The organism is Pseudarthrobacter sp., from assembly GCF_036675385.1.
Taxonomy (GTDB): Bacteria; Actinomycetota; Actinomycetes; order Actinomycetales; family Micrococcaceae; genus Arthrobacter.
Genome location: NZ_JAKFFD010000164.1, coordinates 29,087 through 47,017, shown reverse-complemented (window position 1 = coordinate 47,017; position 17,931 = coordinate 29,087). Strand labels below are relative to the sequence as shown.

At 66.5% G+C, this 17,931-nt stretch carries 16 protein-coding genes; 6 read left to right on the top strand and 10 right to left on the bottom strand.

The window, feature by feature from the left end; genetic code table 11:
* Window positions 1–69 precede the first annotated feature (69 nt).
* A complete protein-coding gene (locus tag V6M49_RS13875; protein ID WP_332761477.1) occupies window positions 70–1,485 on the bottom strand; it encodes a class I SAM-dependent RNA methyltransferase in 1,416 nt (471 codons plus the stop codon).
* Window positions 1,482–3,458, bottom strand: coding sequence for an APC family permease (locus tag V6M49_RS13870; RefSeq protein WP_141140152.1), 1,977 nt, complete (start codon window positions 3,456–3,458; stop codon window positions 1,482–1,484). The genes V6M49_RS13875 and V6M49_RS13870 overlap by 4 nt, the downstream gene beginning before the upstream one ends.
* A 120-nt stretch (window positions 3,459–3,578) precedes the next feature.
* On the opposite strand from V6M49_RS13870, the gene V6M49_RS13865 reads away from it, so the two are divergent.
* Window positions 3,579–4,250 (top strand): potassium channel family protein, encoded by a 672-nt coding sequence (locus V6M49_RS13865; RefSeq protein WP_056345371.1) that lies wholly within the window; start codon window positions 3,579–3,581, stop codon window positions 4,248–4,250.
* Window positions 4,250–4,999, top strand: a complete 750-nt coding sequence (locus tag V6M49_RS13860; RefSeq protein WP_332761472.1) for a potassium channel family protein — start codon at window positions 4,250–4,252, stop codon at window positions 4,997–4,999. Before V6M49_RS13865 ends, V6M49_RS13860 begins: the two co-directional genes overlap by 1 nt.
* Here the strand turns inward: V6M49_RS13860 and V6M49_RS13855 are convergent.
* The 4 genes from V6M49_RS13855 to dut all read right to left on the bottom strand — a co-directional run bounded on the left by V6M49_RS13855 (window position 4,966) and on the right by dut (window position 7,455).
* Window positions 4,966–5,718 carry a DUF3159 domain-containing protein gene (locus V6M49_RS13855; RefSeq protein ID WP_332761470.1) on the bottom strand — a complete coding sequence of 251 codons (753 nt, stop codon included), beginning with the start codon at window positions 5,716–5,718 and terminating at the stop codon, window positions 4,966–4,968. The two genes, V6M49_RS13860 and V6M49_RS13855, sit on opposite strands and share 34 nt — an antisense overlap.
* Window positions 5,715–6,029 (bottom strand): OB-fold nucleic acid binding domain-containing protein, encoded by a 315-nt coding sequence (locus V6M49_RS13850; protein WP_058929327.1) that lies wholly within the window; start codon window positions 6,027–6,029, stop codon window positions 5,715–5,717. The genes V6M49_RS13855 and V6M49_RS13850 overlap by 4 nt, the downstream gene beginning before the upstream one ends.
* Before the next feature lie 40 nt (window positions 6,030–6,069).
* Complete coding sequence (locus tag V6M49_RS13845; RefSeq protein ID WP_332761467.1) at window positions 6,070–6,807, bottom strand: DUF3710 domain-containing protein; 738 nt, start codon at window positions 6,805–6,807, stop codon at window positions 6,070–6,072.
* A gap of 105 nt (window positions 6,808–6,912) precedes the next feature.
* Window positions 6,913–7,455, bottom strand: coding sequence for a dUTP diphosphatase (dut, locus tag V6M49_RS13840; protein WP_332761466.1), 543 nt, complete (start codon window positions 7,453–7,455; stop codon window positions 6,913–6,915).
* Between the two features lie 115 nt (window positions 7,456–7,570).
* Between dut and V6M49_RS13835 the strand changes: the two genes are divergently transcribed.
* Window positions 7,571–8,059 (top strand): DUF3093 domain-containing protein, encoded by a 489-nt coding sequence (locus V6M49_RS13835; RefSeq protein ID WP_332761465.1) that lies wholly within the window; start codon window positions 7,571–7,573, stop codon window positions 8,057–8,059.
* Window positions 8,060–8,090: 31 nt separating this feature from the next.
* Here the strand turns inward: V6M49_RS13835 and V6M49_RS13830 are convergent, their stop codons facing one another.
* A complete protein-coding gene (locus tag V6M49_RS13830) occupies window positions 8,091–8,390 on the bottom strand; it encodes a DUF4193 domain-containing protein (protein WP_056345352.1) in 300 nt (99 codons plus the stop codon).
* Window positions 8,391–8,671: 281 nt separating this feature from the next.
* Here V6M49_RS13830 and sepH point away from each other — a divergent pair, with 281 nt between their 5' ends.
* Window positions 8,672–10,054: a septation protein SepH gene (sepH, locus tag V6M49_RS13825; RefSeq protein WP_332761464.1), complete on the top strand. Its 1,383-nt coding sequence runs from the start codon at window positions 8,672–8,674 to the stop codon at window positions 10,052–10,054.
* A gap of 4 nt (window positions 10,055–10,058) precedes the next feature.
* On the opposite strand, the gene V6M49_RS13820 is transcribed toward sepH, so the two are convergent.
* From V6M49_RS13820 to V6M49_RS13810, 3 genes are read right to left on the bottom strand one after another with little or no spacing between them, the layout of a single operon-like run.
* Window positions 10,059–11,303, bottom strand: coding sequence for an alkaline phosphatase family protein (locus tag V6M49_RS13820; protein ID WP_332761463.1), 1,245 nt, complete (start codon window positions 11,301–11,303; stop codon window positions 10,059–10,061).
* 1 nt (window position 11,304) lies between these two features.
* Window positions 11,305–12,051 (bottom strand): DUF5998 family protein, encoded by a 747-nt coding sequence (locus V6M49_RS13815; RefSeq protein WP_141140144.1) that lies wholly within the window; start codon window positions 12,049–12,051, stop codon window positions 11,305–11,307.
* A 42-nt stretch (window positions 12,052–12,093) separates the two neighbouring features.
* Window positions 12,094–14,778 (bottom strand): bifunctional acetate--CoA ligase family protein/GNAT family N-acetyltransferase, encoded by a 2,685-nt coding sequence (locus V6M49_RS13810; RefSeq protein WP_141140143.1) that lies wholly within the window; start codon window positions 14,776–14,778, stop codon window positions 12,094–12,096.
* A 111-nt stretch (window positions 14,779–14,889) separates the two neighbouring features.
* On the opposite strand from V6M49_RS13810, the gene V6M49_RS13805 reads away from it, so the two are divergent.
* Both V6M49_RS13805 and V6M49_RS13800 read left to right on the top strand, forming a co-directional pair.
* Window positions 14,890–17,400: a DNA gyrase/topoisomerase IV subunit A gene (locus tag V6M49_RS13805; RefSeq protein WP_141140142.1), complete on the top strand. Its 2,511-nt coding sequence runs from the start codon at window positions 14,890–14,892 to the stop codon at window positions 17,398–17,400.
* Window positions 17,401–17,409: 9 nt separating this feature from the next.
* Window positions 17,410–17,928 (top strand): DinB family protein, encoded by a 519-nt coding sequence (locus V6M49_RS13800; protein ID WP_332761460.1) that lies wholly within the window; start codon window positions 17,410–17,412, stop codon window positions 17,926–17,928.
* The last annotated feature ends 3 nt before the right edge of the window (window positions 17,929–17,931 follow it).

The window sequence follows — 17,931 nt, the reverse complement described above, 5'->3', positions numbered from 1 at the left end:
CACAAATTGCAGGAGGTCAGCCGTGAATACGGGGCGCGACGTGGGATTACTACCGCCATCCTAGTAGCATCACGGACCCGGCGTCAGCAGCGCTACCGTCTCCAGGTGGTGGGTGTGAGGATAGAGATCGAAGGCCCGCAAGCCCGCCAGGGACCAGCCAGCCTGCTGGAAGTACCCCACATCCCGGGCAAATGATGCCGGGTCGCAGGAGACGTAGGCGATGGCGCGGGGCCCGGCAGCGATCAGCTGGCTGACCACGGGCTTCCCGGCACCCGCCCGGGGCGGGTCCAGCACAATGGCATCGAAATTCCGCGGCTTTTGGCGGAGGACTCGTTCCACCCGGCCGTGTTCGATCTCCACCTGCGGAGCACCGTGAAGGTTCTTGCGGGCATCCCGGCTGGTTCCCGGCGCACCTTCCACCGAGAGAACGGACCCGGTCTCCCCCACCGCGTCAGCCAGGGGAGCAGTGAACAGCCCGGCCCCGGCATAGAGGTCGGCCACCACGGAACCCGGCGCCAGGAATCCGCCATTGTGAAGGAAATCTGTGATGGCCCCCACAAGCGTCCCGGGCGCGTCGCGGTGGATCTGCCAGAAACCGGCGCCCGTAACCCTGTAGTCGTGGCCGGCTGCCGACTCCTGGACCCATGTCCGGCCACGCAGCTGCGCGACTTCCCCTGTGAGGGGGTCGAACGTGGCCACGGAAACATCGTCCGGAAGCTGGGCCGCGATGGCACTAAGCCGCTTGGGCTTGGTGCCGGGTGCTGGAGCCAGCAGCACCAGTGGGCGTGAACCGTTCGACGGCGCTGCCACCTCTACGCGTTCGATGCCGGTCAGGTCGAGGTCCCACAAGCGCAGCCGGTTGATGCGCTCCGTTGCGAGCGGCATCTCCCGGACGGCAATGATGTGGTCGGAACGGTGCGCGTGCATGCCAAGTCTGCCGCCCGGAGTCACCGAGAAGCTGGCGCGCGTCCGCCACCCCAGGCCAGTGCCGGCGTCGTACGTTGGCTCAGTCTCCTGGCCGGAATCCGGCCCGCCCGCCTCCACAGCCTCCACGAGGTTTCCGAGGTCCAGCCCTTCGGGCAGGCGTTCGACGGCGGCGAGCCGCTGAAGCTGTTCGGCCAGTACCGCCGACTTGAGCGTGCGCTGTCGGGCCAGCGAGATGTGGCCGAATTCGGCCCCGCCCACCGGCGGATGCCCATGGGCCCAGGCTCGGAGGGAGTCCGCCGGACGCCAGAAGTGCTCCATCCGGTCCGGGGAGGCTTCCAGCACCTCCACAACGTCGGCGCGCCAGAACTTGGCGGACTCCCCCGCGTCGGTGAGGCGGACGCGTACCTTTTCGCCGGGGATGCCGTGCCGGACAAAGATCACCCTGCCCTCGTGCCGGGCCACGCAGTGGCCGCCGTGGGCCACCGGGCCGACGTCGAGCACCAGTTCGGTGGGGGCTGCCGTGGCAGTTGCGGGGCGGCTCTGGGTCTGGGGGTTCATCGGATATCCTGCATTTTTTTGGCTTCTTCGGACGATTTCAACTGCCACGGGACACTGGCCACCATCACGCCAGGTTCGAAATGCAGCCGGGTTTTGATACGCAGCGCCGTCTGGTTGTGAACCAGCTGTTCCCACCATTTGCCGACCACGTATTCGGGAATGTAGACCACGATCAGGTCGCGGGGGGAATCACGGCGCATGTTCTTGACGTATTCCATAATGGGCGTGATGGTTTCCCGGTACGGGCTGGCGAGGACGGTCAGCGGCACGGGGATCTCCAGCTTTTCCCAGTCGGCAACCGTGTGCGCGGTTTCTTCTGCGTTAATGTCCACCGTGATGGCGTCCAGCCGCGACGGCCTCGACGCCCGGGCATAGGCCAGGGCACGCAACACCGGTTTGCGCACGTGGGACACCAACAGTACCGCGTGGACCCTGGATGGCAGGGCCCGCGGCGAGGAGTCCTCGTCCACGGCAAGTTCCTTGGCCACGTTGTCATAGTGTGCCCGGATGCTCCACATGATCAGGAACAGGATAAACATGGCCAGCAGCGCGATCCACGCGCCTTGCTGGAACTTGGTGATCAGCACGATCACCAGCACCAGGGACGTCATGCCGAACCCGATGCTGTTGATGGTGCGGGACTTCACCATCCGGCGCCGGGTGGCTTTGTCCTTGGCGAGCTTGAGGTGCCTCCCCCAATGCCGGATCATGCCCAGCTGGCTGAGCGTAAAGGAAATAAAGACGCCCACGATGTAGAGCTGGATCAGTTTGGTGACGTCGCCGTTGAACGCGAGGATCAGCACCAGCGCTCCGGCGGCCAGGGCAAGGACACCGTTGCTGAACGCCAGGCGGTCTCCCCTGGTCCGCAGCTGGCGCGGCAGGTAGCCGTCCTGGGCGAGGATGGAGCCAAGTACCGGGAACCCGTTGAACGCGGTGTTCGAGGCGAACACCAGGATCACTCCGGTGGCGGCGACCACGATGAAGAACAGGATTGATCCCGGGCCGAAGATGGTCTGGGCGATCTGGCTGATGGCAGGACTCTGGATGTAATCCTCCGGCAGCGGCAGGCCGTTCATCAGGAATTCCGTCGCCGGATCCAGCACGATGTGCACCTTCGTGGCGTTGGCCAGAAAGATGATGCCGGCCAGCATGGACGAGGCGATGACGCCGAGCAGCAACAGCGTGGTGGCTGCGTTTTTGCTCTTCGGTTTCTGGAAGTTCGGCACACCGTTGCTGATGGCCTCAATGCCGGTCAGCGCGGCGGCGCCGGAGGAGAACGCCCGGAGCAGGAGGAAGGCGCCGGCCAGGCCCACCAGCCCTTCGTCGAAACCGGGAGCCGGGACAATCTCGAAGGCCGCCGACGATGCTTCGCCCAGCTGGCCTGTCGCGGCCTGGAAGACGCCCACCGCCGTCATGCCGAGGATCGCCGCCATAAAAATGTACGTGGGGACGGCGAAAACGCTGCCGGCTTCCTTGATGCCGCGGAGGTTAACGAGGGCAAGGATCACGACGCCGATGGTGGCGAACAGGGCCTGTTGCCCGTGCAGGGACGGCACCGCCGTGGTGAGGTAGGTGGCCGCCGAGGACATCGAGACGGCCACCGTCAGGACGTAGTCCACCAGGAGCGCCGAGGCCACAGTCAGCCCGGAAAACTTGCCCAGGTTTTCGTTGGCGATCTCGTAGTCCCCGCCGCCGGAAGGGTAGGCGTGCACGTTCTGCCGGTAGGACGCCACCACAGTCAGGAGGACCACCATGACGGCCAGGCCCACCCACGGCGAAAAGGCCACCGCACTCACGCCGGCCAGGGCCAGGGTGAGCAGGATTTCATCGGGGGCATAGGCCACCGAGGACAGTGCGTCGGAAGCGAAAACCGGAAGTGCTATCCGTTTGGGGAGCAAGGTATGGGCGAGCCTGTCATTCCTGAAGGGCCTGCCCACCAGCACCCGTTTCACGGCATTCAATATAGTCAGCACTCCACAAAGCTAGTCTGATTCCCCGCCCATGTCATGACGGCGTCCGGGCGGATGCAGCACGCGCGCTGCCGGTAGAGTTCTAGCAGCAGCAACAGGCTTACGGAAGTTGAGGGAGATACGGTGGCGCATTTCGTGATCATGGGATGTGGCCGGGTAGGGGCCACCCTGGCGCACACGCTGGAGGACGCAGGTCATTCCGTCGCCATCATCGACCAGGACGACCGCGCATTCCGCCGGCTTCGGCAGGGCTTCACGGGCCGGAAAGTCACCGGTGTGGGCTTCGACCGGGACACGCTCCAGCAGGCCGGCGTGGCAGAGGCGTACGCCTTCGCGGCCGTTTCCAGCGGTGACAACTCCAACATCCTGGCCACCCGCGTGGCGCGCGAGACCTTCCACGTCCCCCACGTTGTGGCCAGGATCTACGATCCCGGCCGGGCAGAAATCTATCAACGGCTCGGCATCCCCACCGTGGCCGCCGTCCGGTGGAGCGCAGACCAGGTCTTGCGCCGCATCCTGCCCGAACAGCATCTCGCCGGTGATTTCCGCGAGCCTTCCGGCCGGCTGGTCCTCGCCGAGGTGGACCTCGACGCCGGCTGGATCGGCCACCGGATCAGCGAGGTCGAAAAAGCTGCCGACATCCGGGTGGCATACCTCACCAGGTTCGGCGAGGGCATGCTTCCGGAAACCGGGACTTCGTACCAGGACGGCGACACAGTCCACGCCATGCTGCCGGTGGACCGCAGTTCCCAGGTCGCCCAGATTCTGGCCAAAGCACCCGCCAAGGAGTTGTAGTGAAAGTTGTTATTGTCGGCGCCGGCAGCGTCGGGTCATCGATCGCCAGGGAACTGCTGGCCCACAAGCACGAAATCCTGCTGATCGACCTCAAGCCTGAGGTCATCGGACGCAGCGGGCTGCGCGGCGCGCACTGGCTCGTGGGCGACGCCTGCGAGCTCAGCACCCTGCAGGGAGCGAAAGTGGAGGACGCCGACGTCGTTGTTTCAGCCACGGGCGACGACAAGGTGAACCTCGTGGTCTCACTCCTGGCCAAGACCGAATTCGGCGTGGGCCGCACCGTGGGCCGGGTCAACAACCCCAAGAACGACTGGATGTTCAACGACTCCTGGGGCGTGGACGTTGCCGTCAACACCCCCCAGCTGATGACCGCGCTTGTGGAGGAAGCGGTGGAGATCGGTGACCTGGTCCGGCTCCTGACGCTGCAGACCGGCGTCGCTTCGCTGGTGGAGTTCACGGTGCCGCACGATTCCCACGTCATTGGCCTTACGGTGGGCGACATCCAGTGGCCCGAGGACGCCACGCTGGTGGCAATCCTCCGGGACCACGCACCCATCACTCCCAGCCGGGATGACGTCATTGATGGCGGGGACGAGTTGTTTTTCGTCACCACTATCGCGGCCGAGGATCAGTTGCGTGCGCTGCTGTCGCCCGAATCAGCGGAGGAGCCGGAGGAGGCCTCCCCTGAGCGCGAAGGCGTGCAGCCTGCCGAAACTCAGGCGCCGGAGGACGACGGCTTCGGCGGCTGATCCGGCGTCGGGGCGTCGGCGTCCGCCGGTACCGGCCGGGTGACAAGCCACGCGATCCAGACGCCGAGGATATAGAGCGGCGCCCCCATGATGAGGCGGGTCGTGGCCAGGGCGGCGAGTCCGTCCGCGCCCATCAGGTACAGGGGAACCTGAACGATCAACCGAAGTACCAGGACAGCCACGATGATCCACGTGCCCAGGCGGTAAGCCTTAAGCCGCGCGGGATCCTTGCGCCAGTCCAGCCCTTCGTTGCGGATGATCCCGAACAGCAGGCCGGCCACCGGCCACTTGATCGCGATGGAGATCACCATGGCGAGGATGTAGGCGGTGTTCGTGAAGAAGCCCGGCAGGTAGAAGTCCTCGGCCTTGCCCGTGGTGTTGGCGAGCCAGGCCGAGATTCCCACCCCCACCACACCGGCGAGGGCCTGGGTCAGCGGGCGCCGCTGGACGAGGCGGACCACCGTAAACACCGCGGCGGAGGCCAGCGCGGCCACCAACGACGGCGTCAGGTCCCGCGTGATGGTAAACGCGATCAGGAAGACCAGGCCGGGCACAATGCTCTCGGCGATGCCCTGGATTCCTCCGGCGCTCTTGAGGACATCAATCCGGCCGTCATGGGTGCGGTGCAGGCCGGCTTTGGCTGCATAGCCCTCAGCAAGCCCCTTCACCGCGGACGGCTCGGGCTGTTTCGACGGCTCGGGCTGCGGGGGCGAGGTCATTCGTTCTCCTGGCGGGAAAGTATTTCATAGCGCGGATTGAACATGGTGGGCAGGCCTTGGCTTTGGGACAGCATGCCCTCAAGGCGGACTACGGTCCCGGCCTCGATGCCCGGCACCCGGCGCCGCCCCAGCCAGACCACACGCAGGCGGCCACCCGTTCCCTGTGCCGGTTTGGCGCCCGTCTCGCGAATGTCGGGGTCCGAGACAATGGCGGTGAATGCCGCGTTCCGGTCCGCAGGCATGTAGGTGACCGACTCGATGTGCCCCTGGCACACTACCCTCCCCCGTTCCGGCAGCCGGCTGACCGGCATCCCCGCGTCCGGGGAGGGTTCCGGGGGACCTTGGCGGGAATCACCCAATCTGGGTGGTTTCCGGACCACGTTCGGGGCCCTTGAACTCGGGGGCATTGAATTCGGGGGCACCAGGCGGCGGGGTGACGCTGGCATCCTTGGGCAGCCGCAGCTGAAGCAGGTCCCGGGGCGGCATGGGACTGTCGCCCCGGATGACCACAATCTTGCGGAAAAGGGACTCAAGCGGTGCCGCAGCCTCGCGCTCCATCGCTGCCGCGCCGCCCAGGACGCCGCGCAGGAACCACCGCGGCCCGTCGATGCCTATGAAGCGCGCCACCCGGTAGCCCTGGCTGCCGTCCTGTGCACCGGCGGGCAGTTTGGCGATCAGTTCGGTTCCGAAGCCACCCTGGACTTCCTCAACCTGCCCGCCCTGGCTTCCCACCGACTGACCGATCTGTTCGCGGATCTCGTCCCACAGCCCCTCGGTCTTGGGAGCAGCAAACGCCTGCAGCTGAAGGCTGGAGCCGTTCAGGTCCATGGTCACAGCGACCACGCGCTGGGTGGCTTCCTCAACTTCGAGCCGGAGCTGGAGCCCCTCGCTCGGGGAAATCAGCAGCGCACCGAGGTCAACATATCCCTCGCGGCTGGAGACCTCGGAAACATCAAAGGGGCCCGAAGCCCGACGCCCGGCGTCCGCCGAGGCCGTGTCAGCGGAATCCGTTGATTCCACTGAGGCCTGGGATTCGTCCGGGTCGGCCGGCTGATCCTTCTTTGATTTCCTGCCGAGCCCAAAAACCATGGGGATTGTCTCCTTAGTTGTGAAAGTGACTCGCCGGGCCCGGTGGGTACCGTCGGAAGTCTTGCTGCCGCGGGCAACCAACTCTGGTTGCCGCCGTCGGCTGTGTCAGGCGTTTGGCGAGGTGAAGCCGCCGGTGGATCCGAATCCGCCGGCTCCCCGCACCGATTCGCTCAATTCGTTGACGGGGACAAACTGCGCATATTCCACCCGCTGGATCACCATCTGTGCAATTCTATCGCCGCGCCGCAGCTCTATGGCGTTCCTGGAATCGGTGTTGAGGAGGGTCACGGAAATTTCCCCGCGATAACCGGCATCCACAGTGCCGGGCGCATTGACGATAGTCAGCCCATGCTTCGTGGCCAGGCCGGAGCGAGGGTGGATCAGGGCTACAAACCCGTCCGGCAGCGCGATGGAAACACCGGTAGCCACCAGCTTCCGCTCCCCCGGTGCCAGGACCACATCTTCCCGGGTCCGCAGGTCAGCTCCCGCGTCGCCGGGGTGGGCATAGGAAGGTGCCTCCAGCCCGGCGTCGAGCATTTTCAGCTGCACCTGCAGCGTCGGGGCCCCGTAGGCTGCGGCTGCATCCGGTGCAGAGCCGGCCAGCTCATCGTCAGGAACGGTTTCAACAGTGGCAAGTTCGTCAGTCACAGTCACTCACTCTAACGCCCAGCCGCCGTTCCGTCCTAGATTCAACGGGACGCCGCAGGCCAAGACCGGATGAACCCAAGATGAAATAGCCAGCCAAAGGTGGAAAGCTGGTGGCATGCCCGAATCCAGCTCCACCGCGCCCGTCCCTGATGCCCCCTCTGCCGGCACCCCGGCAGTTTTCCGGGAGAGGCTGTGGCCGAACGTCTGGATCTGGATCATCGCGGCGGGGATCTCCGGTGCCGGGATCCTCGTTTTCGCCCCGATCAGCATGGTTGCGGGCTATACGGCGGCCGGCGTCCTGTTCACGATCATTGCTGTCCTGCTCGTGCTGTCCACTCCGACGATCCTGGTCACCAGTGACGCCTTGACGGTAGGACGCGCCACCATTGAGCGCCGTTTCGTCGGCGACGCGGCAGCGTTCCACGGCAAAGACGCCACGGCCCAACGCGGGACCCGGCTCAACGGCCTCGCCTACCTGTGCATCCGTGGCTGGATCGACCCGGTGGTGCGGATCGAAATCACGGACCCGTCTGACCGGACCCCCTATTGGCTGACGTCGTCCAGGCGGCCCGAGGAACTCACTGCCGCGCTTTCGCGGAACTAGGGGAAATAGGCGAAATAGGGCAAATAGCCGTTCAGCCCTCGCACTCCTTGCAATAGAAGTGGCCGTCCTTTTCCCGCGCAATCTGCGAACGGTGCCGGACCAGGAAGCACGAGGAACACGTAAACTCGTCCGCTTGTGGAGGCACCACCAGGACCAGCAGCTCCTCGCCGGACAGGTCCGCCCCGGGAAGCTCGTAGCCTGCGGCGAGGTCGCTTTCGTCCACATCAACCGCGGCCGTCGGGTTATCTGATCGCCGGGTTTTCAGATCCTCCAGCGAATCCTCGGTGAGGTCTTCTTCGGATTTTCGCGGCGCATCGTAGTCGGTGGCCATCGCGGCTTAACTCCGTTCCTTTCCGGTCAGCGGGTGACACCCTTGATAACGCCGGACACTCCAGGTTTGTGCCCGGCGTGGGCTCATCCTTCCGCATGCAGACGGCAAAATCCAGACTTCAGCGCCGGCGCGGTCCGCTGGCACTGCGCAAACCCCCGCTGCTGACCGCACTGGCGTCCGAAAGTGCCGGAATATCGCGGCGCGCCCTTGCTCCTAACCCAAAAGGGTGCCGGTGAGTGGCAGAGTTTCGATTGATAGTAATGCCAGGGTGGAGGATTTGTATGCAGGATCTACGGCTTGTAGGCGTACACGACGACGGGGAGCATCTCCTGTTGAGCGGTGCCGGCGGCGAGATGTTCCAGCTGCCGATCGATGAAGCACTGCGGACGGCCAGCCGGTCTTCGGCGAAGACGGCTTCCGCGGCTGCGCCCATTGCCATGTCCCCGCGGGACATCCAGTCTCGGATCCGCAGCGGTGCCACCGCAGCGGAGGTGGCTGAGCTTTCCGGGCTTCCCCTCGCAAAGGTCGAGCGGTATGAGGGCCCGGTCCTTGCCGAGCGGGAGTATGTAGCGCAACAGGCACGGAAGGTGGAAGTGGCTTCGCCCTCCCCCGGCCATGACACCTACCGCTCCATTTTCGGCGACCACCCGGCTTCCCTCCACGACATGGTCAACCACCGGCTCTCAGCCCACGGGATTGAACCTTCCACCGTGGAGTGGGATTCGTGGCGGCGCCAGGACGGCAATTGGACCGTGGTGGCCCGTTTTGAAGCCAAAAAGGACGGCACCTCCGGCATCGGGGAAGAGCCGCCTGCGCGGTGGACGTTCAGCCCGGTCCGCAAGTCGCTGCAGAACGCCAACCGCTGGGCCCAGCAACTCAGTGAGCTGGAACCGCTGGACGGCCCCGTTCCGGCCCGCCGCCTCACTGCCGTCTCGGACCGCCCGTTTGATTTTGAAACCGACGCGGAAGCAGCGGCCGCCCGAAATTCGACCGGCCCGCAGGCCCTCCCGCAGGCCAGGGAATCTGACGGTCTCCTGGATATGCTCCGTTCACGCCGCGGCCAGCGTCTGGGTGTCGACGAAGACGCGGACGACGCCCTGGCGCTGTTGCTGACCCACGGCGTGCCCGCTGCCCATCCACGTCCCTCGGAGGTGGTCCATGAACCGGATTCCAGGGAACAGAAGTACCGGGAGCCCGAAACGCGCGAGGCAGCACCTGCCGAGTCCACCGCGCAGGATGACGCCGCGCCTGCCGCGGCCGCCGATCCCCTCACCCGCAAGCGTGATGCGCGGCCGTCAATGCTGTCCCGGCTGAGCCTCATCCCGCCGCACCGGGACTCCGAGGATGACGACATCCTGAAACTGCACGACGGCGTCAGTACCGACACGAGGGAAGTCACCATTGTGGCGTCCCCGCTTCGTCCCGCAGGGCAGGGTGCCCCCGGCGAGACAGCTCCGGGGCGTCCCGCGCCGAACGTGGGCCTGGACGAACTGCTGGGCGGCGGCAGCCCGCGCCGGGCGGCCTACGCCGCCGGCACCGACGACGCAGGATCGGGCCAGCACCACGACCATGACGCGGACCAGCCTGAACGGCAGCCCGCAAAACCGAAGCGGTCCACGGTTCCCAGCTGGGACGAGATCGTCTTCGGGACCAAGCGGGACTGACGCCTCAGCGTCGCCGTGGCTTGCCTTCGGCCTTAAAGCACAGCAGCGGTACTTCGCGTTCGGCTTTGGTCAGCGAGCCGTGCTGGCCCACCACCTCCATGGCGGCCGGGCGTCCGCGGCGGGTGTCGTAGAGGGCCAGCGCGTCCCGCGCTGCAATCATGATGTCGCCAATCCGGGGCCCGACGGCCGGGCGCAGTGCCCCGAACAGTCCGGCGGCGATGGCATCCTCCCGCGTAAAGGCCCAGATCCTGTCGCGGAAACGGGCACGCCACGCGCCCAGCAAACGCTCCCGGCCCGCGGCGTCTGCCGGATCCTCAAGGTAGAGATGTACCATCCGGGGCTCCCCCGCCGTATGCCGCACGCCGTCAACAAGCGACGCGTCCGCGGCGAAGTCGATCCGCTGCTGTTCCGGGACGTCGAGCATCCCGTGGTCCGCAGTGAGCAGGACGGTGGTCCCGGCCGGGAGCGAGGCGTGAAGCCGTTTGACGGTTGCGTCAAGCTCTTCGAGCTGGTGTTCCCACTGTTCGGACTGGCAACCGTGCCGGTGGCCGGCCTTATCCAGTTCGTTGACGTAAAAGTACATCAGGGACTTCCCGGCTGTGTCCATGGCTTCGGCGGCGGCTTCTGTGCGCGCGTGGGCCGTCACGGCTGAGACGAAATTCCCGCCGCGGAGGGCCGCCTGCGTCATGGGCGAGTTGCCGAACTGCGGCAGGCTGACCGTGGTCACATTAACTGAATCGGCAGCCCGTTCGAGGACGGTAGGAAACGGCTGCCACTCAGTGGGGTCCACCTTGGCATCCCAGTTGCCGAGCATGTTGACGACTTTGTCCTGGTCCGGGTCCAGGACGTCATAGCCCACCATTCCGTGCTGGCCGGGCGGGAGTCCCGTGCCGAAGCTGGCCAGGGCAGCGGCCGTGGTTGAGGGGAACGTGGAGTCCAGCCAGACGGGAACTTCCCCCTGCCCGGACTGCATCACGGAGCGCAGGAAGGGCGTGTGGGCGGACTTCTGTTTGAGCAGGTTCCGGCCCAGGCCGTCGGCCAGGACCACGCAGACGCGCGACGCCGGCGGAAGGCCCAGGGAGTTCGTGAAACCTTCTACCCCGAGGCTGGCCGCCGCGCTGGTGAGGACATCCCCGATGGACCGCCGGCCAAAGGCAGGCGCGGGCGGCATGCTCAGCTGCGGGGCGGCCCCTTGGGAAACCGCGGCGGAAGAGGCTGGGGAGACTGTTGCTTTCCCTTGGTCCGGCATCTCAGCGCTGCTGGTGCCCGCGGCTGAGCCGGTTTCCGAACACACCCGTCCGGGGCCGGGGCTGGAGCGTCTGGCCGGCGTGCGGCACGGGAGCCGTGGAACCGGTGTTCACGGCCCGCAGGGCGCGGGCAAAGAGTTTGGCATCCTGGACGGCCTGCAGACCGTCGGCTTCGGCGCTGATCCGCAGGACGATGTCCTCCTGGGCAATGGTGCCGCTGTAGCCGTGGTCTGCCTCGCATTGCGGGTCTCCGCAGCTGGCGGGGCCCATGTCCAGCCGCTGGCCGCCGGACCAGGCAATCGCGAGGGTGACTTCCCGGACCGGATCCGAGGGCTTGTAGTCCTGCGGCTGGGAGTACATGTAGCTCAGGACCACGGAGCGGATCTGCGCGACGGGCACGGATTCGGTGGAAATCTGGGCCACGATCTGTTCGCCGGCCTCATCGAGCTGCTGGTCGTCCACGTGGGTGATCACCAGCATGTCTGAGGTCAGGACCAGCACGGTGATGTGGCGGCGGACTTCGGCCCGGTCAAAGTGGGTTTCCAGGTGCACCAGGTGGGCCACGCATTCGCGGCCGTCCAGGGCGTCGTCAACGACGTCGGCCACCAGGCGCGGGTAGAAACCAGCCTTCTGGAGTGCACCGTCCAGGCTCTGGCCCTGGGGCGTGTGGCTGTGTGAGCTGTGGGGGCGGGTTGCCTGGCTGTCACTGCCGGAGGTGGAAGGCGTCGACGGGGAAGGCTGTGAGCTCATCCCCCCATTTTCACAGATCGGCCGGGGACATGCTAACCGCGGTCAGCCCAGCATGGCCCGACGGGCGCTGTCGGTACGCTGGGCTGCGTTGCCGATCCGGATATCAGCGGCCAGGATGGACACGCCCCGGGTTCCGCAGAGGACCGGGTTGAATTCCACCAGGGCTATTTCCGGATGGTTGTCCTTCATCCAGGCCAACCGCCCGGCGACTTCCTCCAGGGCGTCAATGTCCACGGCGGGAAGGCCCTGGTAGCCGAAGAGTTTGCGGACGGCCCGGGGCCCACGGATGAAGTCCTTCACGTCGGCCGCGGACAGCGGAGGAACGCGGTGTGCCCAGTCATCCAGCAGGTTGACGGCGTCCCCGGCGAGCCCGAAGGAGACCACCGGTCCCAGCAGCGGATCCTCAATCGCCCGGAACGTGCACGCCTGCCCCACCGGCGCCATGGACTGCACCTCCAGGGCCGGCGAACCGTAGGGTGCCAGTGAGCGCCGCATCTGCGCGATGTTGCGGCGGAGGGAATCCGGATCCTCGACGTCGAGGCGGACTCCGCCCAGGTCCAGGCGGTGGCGCAGCGCCGGGTCGGTGGTTTTCAGCGCGACCGGCCAGCCCAGCCTGCCGGCGGCAGCAACCGCCTCGTCCTCTGAGTCGAAACCGGCGGACGGGAGCACCGCAATGCCGTAGTGCGCCAGCAGCTCTGCCGCGGACCCCGGATCGAGGGTCTTGAGCTGCTCCCCGTGGACATCGCGCAGAAGCTGATCCAGCAGGATCCGTGCGGCTTCCGGATCGCAGCCGTCAGGTTGGACAAAGTGGCCGGGGTCCCGTGCCACCCATTCCGCGTAGCGCACCACGGCGGCGAGCGCCGCCACAGCCGCACCGGCGTTCGAGAAGCATGGAACTGTCCGGCCCTCACCTCCCACCATGCCCTCCACGTAGATCGAGGGATCAAGGATGCCGGTGAAGGCTGCGACTACCGGCTTTCCGGAGGCGGCCGAGCATTCGGCCAGGACCTCGGCGATATGGTCCACGGTCAGGCCACGCACCGGCAGCAGCGCGGCCACCACGGCGTGGACGGCGTCGGACGCGAGCGTGTCCTGGAGGCTGTGGCGGAGCGCCGGCAGCGCCAGTGACATGCCGGCGTCGAGATCCACGTCCGTGATGATGCCATCCACGGTCAGGCCGTGGGCCTCGGCGCTGTCCGCCACCACGTTGCCCAGCGCCAGGGAGTTGCTGAAAATGGCCAGTCCGGGCCCCGCCGGGAGCGGCTGGCCGGACACTATCTGGGTGATGTCCATCAGCTGTTCGATGGTCTCGACCCGGATGACGCCGGCCTGGCGCATCATGGCGTCCAGCGCACCGGCGGGCGCCTGGGTGGTCCGGACGGCGTGGCCGGGCGGCAGCCGCAGGCCCATGGTTTCCGATTTGGCCACCACCACGGGCTTGGTGCGGGCGAGCCGCCGGGCGATCCGGGAGAATTTGCGGGGGTTCCCGATCGACTCCAGGTAGAGGCCTACCGCGGCGGTGTCGGCGTCGTCCTCCCAGAACTGCATCATGTCGTTGCCGGAGACGTCCGCGCGGTTGCCCGCCGACAGGAACGTGGAAAGGCCCAGCCGGCGGCGGTGAGACGCCGCGTAGAGGGAAACACCGATCGCCGCCGACTGGCTGAACAGGCCCAGGCCCCCGCGCCGCGGCAGTGAGGGCGCCATGGAGGCGTTCAGTTTCACGTCGGGATGGGTGTTCACGATCCCCAGGGACGCCGGCCCGATCACCCTCATGCCGTTGGCCCGGGCCTTGCGGACCAGGTTGCGCTGGCGGGTGAGGCCGCGTTCGCCGTCGTCCGCGAAGCCCGCGGAGGCAATCACCAGCCCCTTGACCCCGGCCGCGGCGCACTGGTCAACCACGGTGGCCACTTCCTCGTACGGGACGGCGATCACGGCCAGCCCCACCGGCTCCGGGATCTCGGAAATCCGGCTGAAGGACAGCATTCCGGCGAGCTCCAGTGCCTCCGGGTTGATGGCGTAGACCTGCCCGGAAAAACCGCCTTCAATGATGTGTTCGAGCAGCTGGTACCCCACGGTCCCCCACTTGCGGCTCGCGCCGATGACTGCAATGGACGAAGGTGCCAGCAGGTCCCGGACGCTCCTCGCCTCGGCGCGGTGCTCGCGTGACTCCATCACCGCCCGGGACTTTTCGGTGGGGTCGATGTTGAACTCCAGGCTCACCACGCCGTCGTCGAAATGGCGTTTGACGTCGTAGCCGGCGTCGGCGAACACCATCAGCATTTTGCGGTTTTCAGGCAGCACTTCGGCGCTGAAGCGGCGGATCCCGTTTTCGTGGGCGGCTGCGGCAAGGTGTTCGAGCAGGATTGAGCCGATTCCCCGGCCCTGGTGGGCGTCGGCGATGTTGAACGCAACTTCGGCTTCGAGGGGGTCATCCAGCCTGTCGTAGCGGCCGATCCCCAGGATTTCGCCGCCGAAGGTGATCACCAGGGCAACCCGGTCCTTGTAGTCCACTTCGGTGAAGCGCTTGAGCTCCTTGCTGGACAGCCGGGCCTTGAATGCGAAGAAGCGCATGTAGATTGAGTTCTGCGATTGCCCGGCGTGGAAAGCCTGGACCGCGTCCGCATCGCTGGGGTGGATGGGCCTCAGATGGGCTGTGCCGCCGTCGCGGAGCACGACATCGGCTTCCCAATGTTCCGGATATTCGCCGTCCCCGGGCTGATCCACCATAGGCTTAGCCTAACCACAAACTGACGGTGCAGGCCGTGTGCCCGAAGTTATCCTCCACACCTGCGCCCAGACCACAGCACCACCCGTAACCCAGAAGGATCCACCAGCCCTATGGCCCGCCGCCAAAGCCCAGCCCCTGCCGGGGACGCACCCAAGGATTTCGTCGAGAACATCGTGGACATCGATGTCACGTCCGAGATGGAAGGCTCCTTCCTGGAGTATGCGTATTCGGTGATCTACTCCAGGGCCCTGCCTGATGCCCGGGACGGGCTCAAGCCGGTCCAGCGCCGGATCCTGTACATGATGAGTGAGATGGGCCTGCGTCCGGACCGCGGCCACGTCAAGAGCGCCCGGGTGGTGGGCGAGGTCATGGGCAAGCTCCACCCCCACGGCGATACCGCCATCTATGACGCCATGGTGCGGATGGCCCAGGACTTCTCGCTGCGCCTGCCGCTGATTGACGGCCACGGCAACTTCGGCTCCCTCGACGACGGTCCTGCGGCCCCCCGGTACACGGAGGCCCGGCTCGCGGCAGCAGCCCTGACGCTGACCGACCACCTCGACGAAGACGTGGTGGACTTTGTCCCCAACTACGACAACCAGCTGACCCAGCCGGATGTCCTCCCGGCCGCGTTCCCCAACCTGCTGGTCAACGGCGCCACGGGCATCGCCGTCGGGATGGCCACCAACATGGCCCCGCATAACCTGGTGGAGGTCATCTCCGCCGCGCGGCACCTGATCGCCCACCCGGACGCGACCCTCGATGACCTCATGCGCTTTGTACCGGGGCCGGACCTGCCAACCGGCGGCCGGATCGTGGGCCTGGACGGCATCCGGGACGCCTACGCCACCGGACGCGGTTCCTTCAAGACCCGGGCGAAGGTGGAGATCGAGCAGCTCTCGGCCCGGCGCACCGGCCTGGTGGTCACCGAGCTTCCCTACATGGTGGGTCCCGAAAAGGTGATCGAGAAGATCAAGGACGCCGTCAATGGCAAGAAACTGACCGGGATCAGTGACATCGTTGACCTGACGGACCGCCAGCATGGCCTGCGCCTGGTCATCGAGCTGAAAAACGGGTTCAACCCGAACGCCGTGCTCCAGCAGCTCTACCGCTACTCGCCGATGGAGGATTCCTTCGGCATCAACAACGTGACGCTGGTGGACGGCCAGCCGCAGACCCTCGGCCTGGTAAAGCTGCTCTCCGTGTACGTGGAGCACCGGATCGATGTGGTGCGCCGGCGGACGTCGTTCCGGCTGGGTAAGAAGAAGGACCGCCTGCACCTGGTGGAGGGCCTCCTGATCGCCATCGTGGACATCGATGAGGTCATCCAGATCATCCGCTCCTCGGATGAGGTGGCGGCGGCCAGGGTCCGGCTGATGTCCATCTACGATCTTTCCGAGATCCAGGCCAACTACATCCTGGAACTGCGGCTGCGGCAGCTGACCAAGTACTCCCGGATCGAGCTTGAAAAGGAGCAGGAGGAGCTGCGCCGCGAGATCGCGGAACTGGAAGCCATCCTCGGCTCCGAGGAGCGGCTGCGCGGACTTGTGTCCTCCGAACTCGGCGAAATCGCCGAAAAATACGGCACTCCGCGGCGGACGGTCCTGCTCGAATCCGAGGCCGTCTCCCCCACCGTGGCGGCAGCCCTGGCGGCCGCCCCCAACGGCAAGGGCCAGGCCGCGCCGCTCGCCCTGGAGATCTCGGACGATCCCTGCTGGGCCATCCTGACGGCGTCGGGCCAGATCGCGCGCACGTCCAACCAGGAGCCCCTCGCCGAGTCCGGACCGCGGGCCAGGCACGACGTTTTCCGTTCAGTGGTCAAGACCTCGGCCCGCGGGGAAATAGCGGCGGTCACCTCACAGGGCCGGATGCTGCGGCTTCAGGTCATGGACATGCCGGTGCTGCCGCCGATGTCCGGCCTGCCCAACCTCGCCGGCGGTGTTCCGGCCAAGGACTTCCTCACGCTGCTGAAGGGTGAAGCGCTGGTGGCGTTCGCCCCGCTGGATGAAGTCCTGGCCATCGGCACCGCCCAGGGTGTGGTCAAGCGGGTCCAGCCCGATTACCCCCTGAACCGCGAGGACTGGGAAGTCATTGCGCTCAAGGACAAGGACGAGGTGGTGGGTGTGGCGCCGGCCGGGTCTGAGGAGACCGATCTGGTGTTCCTGACCCGTGAGGCTCAATTGCTCCGTTTCAGCGCCGCCAACGTTCGGGCCCAGGGCCGGACGGCAGGCGGCATGGTGGGTATCAAGCTCGGCGCCGGGGACCAGGTGTTGTTCTTCGGGGCGGTCACCGCCGCCGACGACGACGCCGTGGTGGTCACCATTGCCGGCACGAGCGGCGCCCTGCCGGGCACCGCTCCGGGTGCGGCGAAAGTGACGGCCTTCGCCGAATACCCTGCCAAGGGCCGTGCAACAGCCGGCGTTCGCGCCCACAGGTTCCTCAAGGGCGAAGACACGCTGCTGCTGGCGTGGGCCGGGCACGGCCCCGCGAAGGCCTCATCGCTCGCCGGTATTGCCAGGTCGCTGCCGCAGGAGCACGGCCGGCGCGACGGTTCGGGGATTCCGCTGTCCCAGGCAGTGGACGCGGTGGGTCCGGCCATGGCCTGGAGCGATCCGTCCTAGACTGCTGCCATGCCTATCATTCCTGATGAAAAGGACTGGACCTGGGTCCTCTCCCGGCCGTGCCCCGAGTACTCCTTCGACGCTGCCACCGCCACACCGGCCACGGTGCCGGGCAGCGTGGAAAACATGCTCCCGCGCTGGCGGGCCGTCCTCCGCCGGCCTGACGTTGCAGAACGCCCCGATGACAGCACGTGGTCGGCGCTGGAATATGCCTGCCACGTCCGCGACGTCTTCACGCTGTTCGACCAGCGGCTGAACCTTATGCTCGACGCCGACGGCGCCCGGTTTGAGAACTGGGACCAGGACCAAACGGCAGTCGATAAGGATTACGCCAATGCCGATCCCGCCGTGGTCAGCGCCGAACTGACGGCCGAGGGCAAGCAGATTGCCGAGTCCTTCGCCGGCGTCCGGGAGTCAGAGTGGGGACGGCGGGGACGGCGGAGCAACGGTTCCGAATTCACGGTCCTGACGCTGGCCCAGTACTTCCTGCACGACGTCGTCCATCACCTCCACGATGTGGACGGCTGAGGG